Origin of the sequence: Aeromonas sp. CU5 (assembly GCF_002586745.1) — a bacterium.
Lineage (GTDB): Bacteria > Pseudomonadota > Gammaproteobacteria > Enterobacterales > Aeromonadaceae > Aeromonas > Aeromonas sobria.
Map to the genome: position 1 here is coordinate 2254398 of NZ_CP023817.1, position 13827 is coordinate 2268224.

At 61.7% G+C, this 13827-nt stretch carries 10 protein-coding genes; 4 read left to right on the plus strand and 6 right to left on the minus strand.

The window, feature by feature from the left end; all coding sequences use genetic code 11:
- Window positions 1-135: 135 nt before the first annotated feature.
- A complete protein-coding gene (locus CK911_RS09835; protein ID WP_098969795.1) occupies window positions 136-1323 on the minus strand; it encodes an OmpP1/FadL family transporter in 1188 nt (395 codons plus the stop codon).
- Window positions 1324-1721: 398 nt separating this feature from the next.
- On the opposite strand from CK911_RS09835, the gene CK911_RS09840 reads away from it, so the two are divergent.
- From CK911_RS09840 to CK911_RS09855, 4 genes are all read left to right on the plus strand, one after another.
- On the plus strand, window positions 1722-2228 hold the full coding sequence (locus CK911_RS09840) for a hypothetical protein (protein WP_098969796.1): 507 nt from the start codon (window positions 1722-1724) through the stop codon (window positions 2226-2228).
- A 301-nt stretch (window positions 2229-2529) separates the two neighbouring features.
- A complete protein-coding gene (locus tag CK911_RS09845; protein WP_172953995.1) occupies window positions 2530-4062 on the plus strand; it encodes an efflux RND transporter periplasmic adaptor subunit in 1533 nt (510 codons plus the stop codon).
- A gap of 73 nt (window positions 4063-4135) precedes the next feature.
- Window positions 4136-7276: an efflux RND transporter permease subunit gene (locus CK911_RS09850; protein ID WP_098969797.1), complete on the plus strand. Its 3141-nt coding sequence runs from the start codon at window positions 4136-4138 to the stop codon at window positions 7274-7276.
- A gap of 60 nt (window positions 7277-7336) precedes the next feature.
- Entirely contained in the window at window positions 7337-7699 is a 363-nt protein-coding gene (locus tag CK911_RS09855) for a copper-binding protein (protein WP_098969798.1), read from the plus strand.
- Window positions 7700-7818: 119 nt separating this feature from the next.
- Here CK911_RS09855 and CK911_RS09860 read toward each other — a convergent pair whose 3' ends face one another.
- From CK911_RS09860 to CK911_RS09880, 5 genes are all read right to left on the minus strand, one after another.
- A complete protein-coding gene (locus tag CK911_RS09860) occupies window positions 7819-8736 on the minus strand; it encodes an iron-siderophore ABC transporter substrate-binding protein (RefSeq protein WP_098969799.1) in 918 nt (305 codons plus the stop codon).
- Window positions 8737-8819: 83 nt separating this feature from the next.
- Window positions 8820-9623, minus strand: a complete 804-nt coding sequence (locus tag CK911_RS09865) for an ABC transporter ATP-binding protein (RefSeq protein WP_098969800.1) — start codon at window positions 9621-9623, stop codon at window positions 8820-8822.
- Complete coding sequence (locus CK911_RS09870) at window positions 9623-10660, minus strand: iron chelate uptake ABC transporter family permease subunit (RefSeq protein ID WP_098969801.1); 1038 nt, start codon at window positions 10658-10660, stop codon at window positions 9623-9625. Before CK911_RS09870 ends, CK911_RS09865 begins: the two co-directional genes overlap by 1 nt.
- Window positions 10661-10667: 7 nt before the next feature.
- Window positions 10668-11684, minus strand: a complete 1017-nt coding sequence (locus CK911_RS09875) for an iron ABC transporter permease (RefSeq protein WP_098969802.1) — start codon at window positions 11682-11684, stop codon at window positions 10668-10670.
- 109 nt (window positions 11685-11793) lie between these two features.
- A complete protein-coding gene (locus tag CK911_RS09880; RefSeq protein ID WP_098972583.1) occupies window positions 11794-13761 on the minus strand; it encodes a TonB-dependent receptor in 1968 nt (655 codons plus the stop codon).
- Between the last annotated feature and the right edge of the window lie 66 nt (window positions 13762-13827).

Below are 13827 nucleotides of genomic sequence, written 5' to 3' on the forward strand. Positions count from 1 at the left end.
GCAGATTTAAATCGGCAGATAGCCACTAACAAGCGAGCCAGCAATCTGCACAGTGCGAATGCTCACGCGTTGCGGGCTGACACCTGAGTATCATGCGCAAGCCCCCAACCAGTGGGGGCTTGCTTAACGGACGATTTAGAACTGGTGTTGCACACCGATATTGAAGAAATTGAGGTAGCTGTTGTTGTAGGTGCCGGATATTTCCGGGCGGATCAGCCCGCCATCGTGATGAACCGCCATATCCCCCAGCCAGGCCAGGGTATAACTGGCTTCCAGCTTGGTGGCAGGGCTCAGCTGATAGCTGGCGCCCAGACCCCAGCGCCACCCCTCTCCCATCGGCAGGGTGACGGTACGATGAACATCGTCAACAGCGCTGCTGTCATAGGCAATACCGCTGCTCAGACGAAGGGCTGGGGTCACATCGAACTGGGTACCCAGGCTGACGTGCCAGGTGTCCTTGTAGTGCATATCAATGGTCTGGCTACCAAGCACTGATGCAACATCGATATCGCCAAAACGGGACCACTGCTGCCAATTGGCGCTGGCCAGCAAGGCCCACTGGTCGTTGAGCTGGTGATAGCCACTCAGGGTGACGGTCTGCGGGATCATCATATCCACACCAAGACCTGCGAGATTGACGCGACTGAACAGCTGATCTTCCAGCTCCCACTTCAGTTCGGAGAAGTAGCTCAGGCCGATACGGGAGTGCTGATCCAGCTCGTAAAGCACCCCGAAGGAGGCGCCATAGGCCCAGTCGCTATCGGAAAACTCGCGACCATCGCCCATGCCCGGCGTTAGATCCAGAGAAGACTCCAGCGCACCATGCATCGCGATCAGGCTGGCCCCCACTGACCAGTTGGAGTCGATGCGATACGCCAGGCTCGGTGCCAAGGCGATACCGGTCAGCTTGGCGGACTGGGCATAACCACGACCATCCCAGCCATCACCATAATCGATACCCAGACCGTGGCTACCAAACATACCGAAACCGACAACCCACTGATCATTGAGGGCATGGGTCATATAGACGCTGCCCAGCGGGGCAGTCTGCAGGGCATTGCCGCCGTTATTGCCACCATTGTCCAGATCCAGCTCGAGATCGCCGTATACCACACCGCCATTGACCTGCAGCTGGGTGCCTTCCAGCTTGGTCATACCGGCCGGGTTGCTTGCGATGGTCTCTGCTCCCTGGGCACGGGCAGCAGCCCCTGCGTTGGCCAGTGCACTGTTGGAGGTGCTGGTTTCGTAGAGGGCAAGGCCGCCAGCCATTGCTGATGGGCTCAGCAAGGCAGCAAGCATCAGCGACAGCAGTCGTTGCTGCATTTCGATACTCCTGAATAATGAACAAAAGGGGCACCCGACAGGGAGTGCGTATCAACAATCACATCTAACGTATTTGGCTATCAGCATCCGGAAACCTGACGGCGTTATGCGGCTCGTTCCTGGCTCCCCGCCATTGCAAGGCTTGGCAAGCATGTTGTGTTGACCCGTCCTGCTGCGATAAGCGCCAACAAGGAGATAACGGGACATCACTCAATAGCGAAAACTGACAGGCCCGCATCCTAAAGGCAGGATGCAGTAACGTCATTAGAGTTGGGGATACGTAATGATTAAGCATTACTTAACGATAAGACCGTAATAGCCCGCCCTTCTAGTACATTTTGCGACATTGACCTTCACCTCAAAGTAAGGTTTACAGTCCAACTATCTGATCCCGAAGGATGCCCGGATTGTCACTCACCCAGCTCGCTGCAAGATTGCCCTCAGTTGCGTTGGCCCGGCTATTGCTGGCGCTGCTGCTTATCTGCAATCTGACCCTCTGCATCAGCTGGCATGGGGCGCAACCAGCGCTCGACACCTCGCCCCGACAAATGGCCTCTCAGTCACACAAGATGGTGATGAGTGGTAGCGAGATGGGCGAGCCGATGGCAATCATGGATCACCAAAACAGTAGCGTCCCCCTCTCCTGCCATCAGGGGATGGGAGACGATGCCGCCATGAGCGGTGAGTGCCAGATGCAGACCGGCATCTCGGCAGCCGCCAGCGCTCTGCCGCTGTTTGGCATGCTGCTCTCCCTGTTTATCTTGCCACTGTTGCTGCTCCCCTCTCTGGGGGCTGCCAGCCATAGGCTCGATCTCTGGCTGCGGGATCCCTTCCTGCGCAGCCGTGGCTCTCACCCACCCTCCTGGCCGCGCCGACACCTGATGCTGTCGGTGCTACGCCACTAGAACGATCTTCTCCCGTGCATAGGGCAAGTCTCACCTTGCCACTATCTGCACACCTTTATCGCTTGACCCTGTGACCACTGGCGCCGCCAGCAACAGGGAGCCGTGCGTCCGCTGACTCGTCAGCAACGCCCGTTTGCCGCCAGCCCCTTTGGTGATGCCTTGCACCTCACCCGCCCGGCGGCCTGCACAAGAGAAGACGTATCATGTCACCAGCCAACTGTTCACCGTCCAAGGTTGCTGCCTTCGCGGGCGCCTTATCCTCCTGCACTTTCTGCATGCAGATCCGCGCCGGAGGCCAGTCATGAACAAGACCATCCTGATGTCGGCCCTGCTGCTGGCCCTCGGCGCCGGTGGCGGCTACTGGGCCGCCAAACAGACCTCCGATGGCACCAGTGCCAAAGCAAAGACCCCCCTTTACTGGGTCAACCCCATGGATCCCCGCGACAAGCGCGATGCCCCTGCCAAAGACAACATGGGGATGGACTTTATCCCCGTCTATGAGGAGCAGAAAAGCGGCTCGCCGGGCACAGTCACCATCAGCCCCGAGATCCAGCAGAACCTGGGGGTAAGACTGGCCAAGGTCGAGCGACTGCCTATCCACCAGCAGATCGAGACGGTGGGCTATGTCGGTTATGACGAGGATCGGCTGGAGGCGATCAACGCCCGCATGGCAGGCTGGATCCGCACCCTCGCCATCAAGAGCGAGGGGCAGAGGGTCACCAAGGGAAGCCTCATCTATGAGCTCTACGCGCCGGATCTGGTCAACGCCCAGCACGAATACCTGCTCGCTCTCAACACCGCCAACCCGCTGCTGCTGCGCGCCGCCGAGGGCAAGCTCAAGTCCCTGCAGGTGCCGGCAGATCAAATCGCCGCCCTCAAACGCAGCCGTCAGGTGCGCGAAACCATCAGCATTTACGCCCCCAGCAGCGGTTATGTCTCGGAGCTCAAGGTGCGGGAAGGCCAGTATGTGGAGCCCGCCGCAGCCCTGTTCAACATCAGCACCCTCAAGCAGGTGTGGGTCAGTGCCGAGGTGTTCGAACGTCAGGCCGCCCAGCTGAGAGTCGGCGATCCGGTCACCATGACCCTCGACTATGCCCCGGGCCGCCACTGGCAGGGCCGGGTCGATTACCTCTACCCGACACTGGATGCCGCTACTCGTACCCTCAAGGTGCGGCTGCGCTTTGACAACCCGGACGAGTTTTTGAAACCCAATATGTTCGCCAAGGTGGCCATTCGCACTGGCAAAGGAGAACCGCAGTTGGTGGTGCCGAGCGAAGCGGTGATCCGCACCGGCAGTCAGAACAGGCTGGTGCTGGCGTTGGGGGATGGCAACTTCAAGTCGGTCGCCGTCACTCTCGGCCCCCAGTTTGGCGACAAGGTTGCCATCAAGGCGGGAGTCGAAGCAGGGGACAGCATAGTCAGCTCTGCCCAGTTCCTGCTCGACTCCGAGTCGGCCATCGATTCGGACTTCCAGCGCATGACGGCGGTGCGCCCTGCCCAGGTGTGGACGCAAGGGACGGTACAGAGCATCGATCTGGCCAGCCGCACCCTGATGGTGGCACACCAGCCCATCCCCGAGTGGCAGTGGCCTGCCATGGAGATGGAGTTCACCGTCGCCGAAGGGGTCGATATGAGCAAGCTGGCCGACGGGCAAACCCTCCATCTGCAGGTGATGCAGCAGGGGGATGAGTACCGCATCACCACCATTCATCAGGAAAGCGCACCCGCTACTGGTGACGCAACCAAACCCGCGACGGGCGAGATGGACAAGATGGAAGGTATGGACCATAGCCAGCATCAGATGGCGATGCCCGAGGTGGAGAAGAAATCATGATCCCTTCCATCATTTGCCACCTAGCAGGCTACCGCTCCCCGCTCTCTGCACCAAATGAGCAAGGAGCCAAATCATGATCCCCTCGATTATTCGCTGGTCAGTGGGCAACCGCTTTCTGGTGCTGCTGCTGACCGTCATGCTCACCGCCTGGGGGCTCTGGTCAGTCAAGCAGACCCCGGTGGATGCCCTGCCGGATCTCTCTGACGTGCAGGTGATCATCAAGACCTCCTATCCGGGTCAGGCGCCCCAGGTGGTGGAGGATCAGGTCACCTACCCGCTCACCACCGCCATGCTGGCGGTGCCGGGGGCGACCACGGTACGCGGCTACTCCTTCTTCGGCGACTCCTTCGTCTATGTGCTGTTTGACGACAGCACAGATCTTTACTGGGCCCGCGCCCGGGTGCTGGAGTATTTGAGTCAGGTGGCCCCCAATCTGCCCGCCTCTGCCCGCCCCCAGCTCGGCCCCGATGCCACCGGGGTGGGCTGGGTCTATCAATACGCATTGGTGGACAGAACCGGCAAGCATGATCTCAGCGAGCTCACCTCGCTGCAAAACTGGTTCCTCAAGTACGAGCTGCAGACGGTGAATGGCGTCTCCGAGGTCGCCACCGTGGGCGGCATGGTGCGCCAGTATCAGGTGCGGGTCGACCCGGACAAGCTGCGCGCCTACGGCATCCCGCTCTCCCTTATCGAAACCGCCATCAAACAGGGCAATCAGGAGACCGGCGCCTCCGTCATCGAGATGGCGGAAGCGGAGTACATGGTGCGCTCGAATGGCTATCTGAAGAGCGTGGAGGATCTGAAGCAGATCCCGCTCGGCACCACGGTACGCGGCGCGCCCCTGCTGCTGGGGGATGTGGCAGATGTGGTCACCGGTCCCCAGATGCGGCGCGGCATCGCCGAGCTCAACGGCGAAGGGGAAGTGGTGGGCGGCATCATCGTCATGCGCTATGGCGAGAATGCCCAGCACACCATCGACAGGGTCAAGGCGCGACTGGCGGAGCTGAAAAGCAGCCTGCCACAGGGGGTGGAAGTGGTCACCGTCTACGACCGATCCGATCTTATCCAGCGCGCCATCGACAACCTTTCCGGCAAGCTGCTGGAGGAGTTTGCGGTGGTGGTGCTGGTCTGCCTCGCCTTCCTGTTCCACCTGCGCTCGTCGCTGGTGGTGGTCATCACCTTGCCCATCGCCATTCTGGTGGCCTTTATCGTGATGCACCTGCAGGGGATCAACGCCAACATCATGTCGCTGGGGGGCATTGCCATCGCCATCGGCGCCATGGTGGATGGCGCCATCGTGATGATCGAAAACGTCCACAAACATATGGAGCGGGAGGCGCTCACCGACAAGAATCGCTGGCGCATCATCACCGAGGCGAGCATCGAGGTGGGGCCCGCCATCTTCTTCTCCCTGCTGATCATCACCATGAGCTTTTTGCCGGTGTTCGCGCTGGAGGCGCAGGAGGGACGAATGTTCCACCCGCTCGCCTTCACCAAGACCTACGCCATGGCCGCCGCGGCAGCGCTCGCCATCACGCTGGTGCCGGTGATCATGGGTTACTTTATCCGTGGCAAGGTGCTGGCGGAGCAGGCCAACCCCCTCAACCGGATGCTGACCCGCGGCTATATTCCGCTGCTCAAGGCCGTGCTGGCACGCCCGAAAACCACCCTGATGGTGGCCGCCATTGTCACGGTGGCGGGCTTCTGGCCGCTCAAATACTTGGGCTCCGAGTTTATTCCGCCGCTCGATGAGGGGGACATCATGTATATGCCCACCACCGCAGCCAATATCTCGGTGGGCAAGGCGCGGGAGATTTTGCAGCAAACCGACAAGCTCATTCACACCGTGCCCGAAGTGCAGAACGTGTTCGGCAAGGCGGGTCGCGCCGAGACCGCCACCGACCCCGCCGATCTGGTGATGATGGAGACCAGCATCCAGCTTAAACCCCGGGATCAGTGGCGCCCCGGCATGACCCCGGAGAAGCTGAAAGAGGAGCTCGACTCCCTCATCCGCTTCCCAGGCCTCACCAACGCCTGGGTGCCCCCCATCAAGACCCGCATCGACATGCTGGCTACCGGCATCAAGACCCCGGTCGGTATCAAGATAGCGGGGCCGGATCTCAAGGTGATCCAGCAGCTCGGCCAACAGCTTGAGCAGATCGTCGGCAAGGTGGAGGGCGCGTCATCGGTCTACGCCGAGCGGGTGGCCGGTGGCCGCTACGTCAAGGTGGATATCGACCGGCTGAAAGCGGCTCGCTACGGCCTCAACATCGCCGATGTGCAGGCGGTGCTCGCCACCGCAGTGGGCGGCATGGAGGTGGGGCAGACCATCGAGGGGCGCGAGCGCTACCCCATCAACCTGCGCTATCCCCAGAGCTATCGCGATTCGGTGGCGAGCCTCGAGCTGCTGCCGGTGGTGACCCCGAGCGGTGCACGCATCGCGCTGGCGGACGTTGCCAGGGTCTACATCAGCGACGAGGCCCCCATGCTGCGCAGTGAAAACGCGCGGCTCAACGGCTGGGTCTACGTCGATATCCGCGGCCGCGATATCGGCTCCTTCGTTGAGCAAGCAAAGGCCGAGGTGAACAGGCAGCTGGTACTGCCGGCGGGTTACGCCCTCACCTGGTCGGGTCAATACGAGTACATGGAGCGGGCCAAGGCGCGCCTCGCCTACGTGGTGCCATTAACCGTCGCCATTATCGTGTTGCTGCTCTATCTGGCGTTTCGCCGCTTCCAGGAGGTGCTGCTCATTCTCATCACTTTGCCGCTGGCGGTAGTGGGCGGGATCTGGACCCTCTGGCTGCTCGACTTCAACCTCTCAGTGGCGGTCGGAGTGGGCTTTATCGCCCTGGCTGGCGTCGCGGTGGAGACAGGCGTCTTGATGCTGGTCTACCTCAACCACGCTTGGGATGAGCTCGTGGCCAGCGGCAAGCCGGACCAGGCGGGGCTGCACCGGGCGGTGATCCACGGCGCCGCCCTGCGCCTTCGCCCCAAGATGATGACGGTGGTGACCATTATCGCCGGCCTGTTGCCCATCATGTGGAGCCACGGCACTGGCTCCGAGGTGATGCAGCGCATCGCCGCCCCGATGATCGGCGGCATGGTGAGCGCACTGGTGCTGACCCTATTAGTGCTGCCCGCCGCCTACTACCTGTGGCGCAGCCGCACCCTGCTGCAGCTGACCACCGAGGTTCAGCAGGAGTCATCACTCTGATGAACAGAACATTTTCAACCAGACAAACAGCAACCCCATAAGCCAGACAAGGAACTCAGGATGAACTACAAGACGCTGACACTGACCCTGCTAATGGGCCTCGCTACCCACACCAGCCTGCAGGCTGCCGAGATGATGAACCATCAGGACCACGATATGAGCCAGATGGGGCAAATGGAGGGTATGAGCGAGATGGGCGACATGATGATGACCAAGGGAGTCATTACCCGCCTCGATGAGGGGAGCGGCAAGGTCGGCATCAAGCATGAGGCGATCGAGAATCTCAAGATGCCCGCCATGACCATGGTCTTTCGAGTGGCAGATCCGGCCCAGCTCAAAGGGCTTAAGGTGGGGGATGCCATCCACTTTCATGCGGAAAGCCAGAGCGGCAAGCTCACAGTGACAGCCATCCAACCGCAATAAACGGCTCTGGCTCGCCGAAGAAGTCGCGGCAGATAGTGACAACGCAAGAGGGAGGCATCAGCCTCCCTCTTCTTTTGATCAACCTGTTCGTGTGGTCAACCTCTGGCGCGCGATAGCACTCAGCTGCGGGTTTCCAGCAACTGCTCCACATCCTCAATCACCTTGAGGGCCGCCTGCGGGCCGCCGCTGGAGGTCCAGAGTGACCCATCCACGGCACCAAAGCGCTTGGCCTTGATCACCGGCAACTGCTGGAACGCCGGGGTCTGCTCCGCCTGACGCATGGCATCCACCGCATCGCCGGTGGCGCTCAGGGTGCCGATCACCAGCCAGTCGGCGTCCAGCAGGTTGAGGGACTCCAGACTGAGCGCCGGTGAGTGAGGCGCACCCGTGCCCTGTTGTTTACCCGGACGCACCAGCCCCATCGACTCCACTACGCTGCTGGCAAAGGTGCCCTGATACATAAAGCTCGGCCCCTTGGGGTTCCAGCGCACTATGCTGATGCTCTCCCCCTGATGCTTGGCCAGCTTGCTGCGGGCCTGAGTCAGCCGCTCGGCATACTGCAGCAAGAAGGCATCAGCTTGCTGGTCGCGGTTAAGGGTGTGGGCGGTGCGGCGGAAGCTATCCTGCCACGGCTCCCCCCACTTGCTGGTCACCACGGTCGGCGCGATCTCCCCCAGCAAGGTAAGCAGTTCGGGACGGGTCTGGCCGGTCAGGATAAGGTCAGGCTCCAGCGCAATCAGCGACTCCAGATTGGGGCTGTCGAGATCACCGATCACCTGGATCCCCATGCCCGCCTTGTTCAGCAAATAGCGAGGCAAGGTGGGTTGACCACGGCCATTGACGGCGCCGATGGGGATCAGCCCCAGGGTCAGGGTGCTGTCGAGTTCGAGCTCGCTCAGCACCACCACCCGCTGTGGCTGGACTGGCACCTGCACCTTCTGGCCAAACGCATCAGTCACTTCACGCATCTCCTGCGCCTGAACCAGCGGCGCGGCCAGCATCAGGATGGCTGCTGCCAGGGCGGCAAAACGCTTCATCATCTCACTCCTTCTCGTTGCGCGACCCGGATAATCGGCCGCGTGAATACACTCGGTGGGCCCACAGAACAGGCCCATATGACTCAACTCACCGAACGCAGGGAACGGCCATGTTCGTGACGACGGGGCACGATAATGGGCGCCCCGTCGCCGGGGGCATGCAGAATGTCGACACTGGTCTGGTAGAGCCGGTCGATTAGATCCTTGGTCACCACCTCCCGGGCCGGGCCCATGGCGGCGATGGTGCCCTCGCCGATGGCGATCAACTCGTCACAGTAGCGGGCCGCCATCGCCAGATCGTGGATCACCAGCAGCACTGTTTTGCCTTCGGCGGTGATGCGATGGATCGCCTCCATCACCTCGGTCTGGTGACCGATATCGAGGGCACTGGTGGGCTCGTCGAGCAGCACCATGTCGCTGTCCTGTGCCAGGATCATCGCAAGCCAGGCCCGCTGTGCCTGCCCGCCGGAGAGGGACGCAGCGCTCTGCTGCCAGATCCCCTCAAGCTGCATTCGCTCGCAGGCGCTACGCACCATGCGGGCATCCTCCTCGCCCCACTGATTGAACCAGCCCTGATGAGGGTGGCGGCCATACTGCACCAGCTGCTCCACCAGAATGCCGGCAGGCAGGGTCGGCCGCTGGGGCAGATAGGCGAGCTCCCGCGCCAGCCCCTTCATGGGGTAGCTGGCAAGCGGCTTGCCCTTGAGCAGGATCTCGCCGCTTTGAGCTTTCATCTGGCCGGAAAGCAGCTTGAGCAGGGTCGATTTGCCGCAGCCGTTGGGGCCGACGATCCCCACCAGCTTGCCTCTCGGCACGCTGAAAGAGATGTCCCGCAAAATGGGGGTCTGCTGATAGGCGAAGTGGAGGCGATTTACGGTGAGCGTCATCAGTCAGCCCTCTGGCGATCGTTAACGAGAAGAAACAGCAGCAACAGGCCGCCGAGAATGCGGGTCATGATGCCGGTCGCCACCTCGTGAGGGCTGGCCAGCACCCGAACCAGGGTATCGCTGGCAAGCAGCAGCAAGGCGCCGCTGAGTGCCGCCAGCCAGAGCGGCACCACTCGGTCTTTCACCAGCCAGGAGGCAAGAATGGGGGCCGCCATGGCGATAAAGACCACGGGGCCGCCGATGGCGGTGCCGAGCGCCGCCACCAGAATGGCCTGGGCCAGAATGCCCAGTTGTACCCGATCGCCGTTGACGCCAAGCCCTCTGGCCATCTCGGGACCAAAGCGCAGCACCGCCAGCGCGCGGGAGAGATAGACGATCCAGGGGCAGAGCACCAGCAACAGAATGGCGATGGGGGTGATGGTGCTGTAACCCACGGCGATAAAGCTGCCCATATTCCACAGATAGAGGGAGCTCAGGTGCAGCAGGGCCTGAGTGGACATCACAAACTGGCCGAGCGCCTCGAACAGCTCGGAGAGGCCGATGCCGATCACCACGAACAGATAGCCTTGCTCACCCGGTTTGCGGCAGAGGGCATAGAGCACCAGCGCCGCGAAGATGGCGCCGATGGGGGCAGCCCACCAGGGCCAGCTGCCTACCGTCAGGTAGAGGGAGAAGACGATGATGGCCAGAGAGGCGCCGTTGTTGACCCCCACCATGTCGGGTGTGGCCAGCCGATTGCGCACCAGCGTCTGCACCAGACAGCCCGAGAGCCCCATGGCCGCCCCCGCCACCACGACCCCAAGGATGCGCGGCAGCCGGATCTTGAACAGGGTGAGCTGCTCAAGCCGCGTCCCCTCCCCCAGCAAGGTGTTGACCACCCCGGCCAAGCCAAGCTTGCCGCCGCCAACGCTCAGGGCCAGCAGAGCCAGCGCCAGCAACGCCATGGCCAGCAGAGCCAGCCAGCGCCAGCTTGGCAGATGGATCAGCAAAGAGCGGTTGCCGGCCCGCAGGCAGAGCATATCGGTAGGTGTGCGCATCAGCCCCTCACTTGACGGTCAGCAGGGTACGAAAGCCCCCGCGGTGGACGATGGCGATCAGCACAGGTGCACCGATCAGGGCCAGAATGACCCCATTGGGCAGCTCGAACGGCTGGATCAGCCAGCGCGCCAGAATGTCGGCCAACAGCAGAAACAGCATGCCGAACAGGGCGGAGAAACAGACCTGCACCGACAGCTTCACCGGCTCCACCAATCGGCCACAGTAGGCAGCCAGAAAGCCGACAAAGCCGATAGGTCCGGCGATGGCGATGGCACTGGCAGTAAACAGGGTGGCGGCCAGCAGCACGCCAATTCGCACCCGGTTTGGGCGGATCCCCAGCGCCTGGGCCTGACTGTCCCCCATCTGCATCAGGGTCAGCTGGCGACAGAGCAGCAAGGTGATGACAAACGCCGCCAGCACGAAGGGCAGTACGGCTATGATGGCATCGAGATTGGCCGCCGACAGGGAGCCGAGGTTCCAGAAGCGGTACTGCTCCAGCACCATCTTGTTGGAGAGCAGCAGAAAGCTGGAGAGCCCGCCGAAGGTGGCGGAGAGCGCCACCCCGACCAGAATCAGCTTGAGGGGGTTGGAGCGGCCAATCATCATGCCGAGTCCCAGCACAATCACGTTGCCGAGCAGCGCGCCGAGTCCGGCCCAGAGCAGATAGCCGTAGGCGGACTCCACCCCGAACCAGGTGAGCCCCACGACTAATGCAAAAACGGCCCCGGCGTTGACCCCGAGCAGGCCGGGTTCCGCCAGCGGGTTGCGGGTCGCGCTCTGCAACAAGGAGGCAGCCAGAGATAAAGAGGCGCCGACCACCATGGCGCAGAGGGTGCGCGGCAGTCGCAAGGTATTGAGCACCATGGCGAGCTTCTCGTCGCCAACCCAGCGGGCATCCCCCATCAGGTAGCCGAGTACCTCGCGGGCACCATAGACGCCCGCACCGGTGGCGAGCGAAAGAGAAAGCAGTACGAACAGGAGGAACAATCCCAGCCAGAACAGCGAGGTCTGGTCTCTAAACACCCTTTAACTCCTTATGATTGCAATGCCATGTGGTTGAAATAAAAGCCATCACCCGAGGTGATGCGGTGGCAACAATGGAAGCCCGCCAGTGCGGGCTCCCGCTCAGCCATTACAGCTTGTAGGCCACACCTGCATAGACAGTGCGCCCGTCGAGGATCTGATCGGCCTCGGTGGCAACCCAGTCACGCTTGGTATTGGTCAGGTTGTTGAGTCCGAACTTCAGATCCAGTGCCCGGGTGGCGTTCCAGACTGCCCCGACATCCAGGGTGTGGAATCCGGCGGTGGTCTCATAGGTGGTGCCGCTCATGCGCGGAACCGGGAGGATCTGGCTGCCGGTGTAGTTCCAGCCGAGCTGGGTACTCAGGCTCTCGATGATCTGCCACTCCAGCTTGGCGTTGGCAGTATGCTCCGGCGTCCGATAGAGATCCTTGCCACTGGTCTTGTCCTCCCCGTCGATCAGGGTGACGTTGCTGGAGAGAGTCAGGGCATCGGTGATATCAAACCAGCCGCTCAGCTCCACCCCCTTGATGCGGGCCTTGCTGACGTTCTGATAGGTCATCACCGCCGGACGCCAGGTGGCGGTCCATGCCTCGCTCTGGATCTTGTCCTTGATATCGTTGTGGAAGGCGGTAACCCCGGCGCCCCAGAACGAACCATCATAGGCGGTGCCCAGCTCGTAGCTGACGGCGGTTTCCGGCTTCAGATCCGGGTTGCCCACCACGGCGCAGCGACCGCGACAGGCGGCTACCGCATAGTCCGGGTTGGACTGGGCAATGGTCGGCGCCTTGAATGCCTTGCCAATGCCGCCCTTGACCACCCAGTTGTCAGTCAGGCTGTAGAGGGCATAACCGCGGGGGCTGAACTCGGTGCCATAGGTCTCGTGGTGATCGACCCGGCCACTCAGGGTCAACGCCAGATCGCCAAAGCCAAACTCATCCTGCAGATAGAGCGCGCTCTGGTTGACGCTGACATCGCCCCCCTTGAGGTTGACGTTATGTTTGAGTTCGGTGATGCGGTACTCGGCACCGCTGGTCAGCAGGTGGCTGCCCAGATTACCGCTCAGCTGGCCATCGAAGGTGTGGTTGGTCTGGCTCACATCGCCGCTGGTCTTGCTCAGCGCCGTCATCAGTTCGGAGTCGTCAAACAGATCAACCTGCTCGAAGGCATAGCCGACCCGGCTGTCGAACTGATCCCAACGGCCGACGTGGGTGGCATTGAGCCCCAGTCGCTCCATCTGCTGGATATTGCGCGGCGTCTGGCCGTAGTTGTTCCAGTGGGCCTCCCGATCGTCTTTGGCGTAGTTCATCCCCACATCCAGATCCTGACGATCGTCGATCAGCCATTTGACGTTGGAGAGGATCCCCAACTTTTCACGCTGCTCGATGGCATCGGCCTTGGGGTTGATGCTCTGCTCGCTCTGCCAGGCGTCCCGGTGATTCCCTTCTACCACCAGGTTGGCCAGCAGTTTGTTGTCGATCAGTGCCCCGCCCACATAGGCACTCGCCTTGTTGATATCCCCGCCGTGACCATCGGTGGGGTCGCTGAAGGTATAGGTGGCCGCCGCTTCGGTCTTCTGCCCGGGTTGACGCAAGATGACGTTGACCACCCCACCCAGCGCATCTGCACCGTAGAGGGAGGAGATGGGGCCGCGGATCACTTCGATACGCTCGATGGCCGCCATGGGGATGGCGGAGAGATCGAAATCATTGCCATAACCGGAGGTAAGGGCATCGCGGGAGCTAATACGCCGGCCATTGACCAGCAACAGGGTGTAATCCCCCTCCAGCCCGCGCAACTTGATCTCGCTGCGGCCATAACTGGTAGCAGGGCTGATATTGACCCCCGGCAGCTGTTTCAGGGCGCCGGTGAGATCATTGACATTGAGCTTGTCGAGCTCGGCCCGGGTCACCACAGAGACGCTGGCCGGGGCGGTCAGCTCGCTGTGCCGGGTTTTACTCGCCGTTACCACCATGGTTTCATGAGCGGCGGAAGGCGCAGTCCCCTGGGCCAGAACTGGCAGGGCAAAAAGAGACAACACCAGCGGATGCACTGCAAATCGTCGGGATGATGTACGCATCATCAACACTCCACATAAAACAACCGAAGCCAACACCACCGACATCCCTGTCTGACCTCGCCAGAC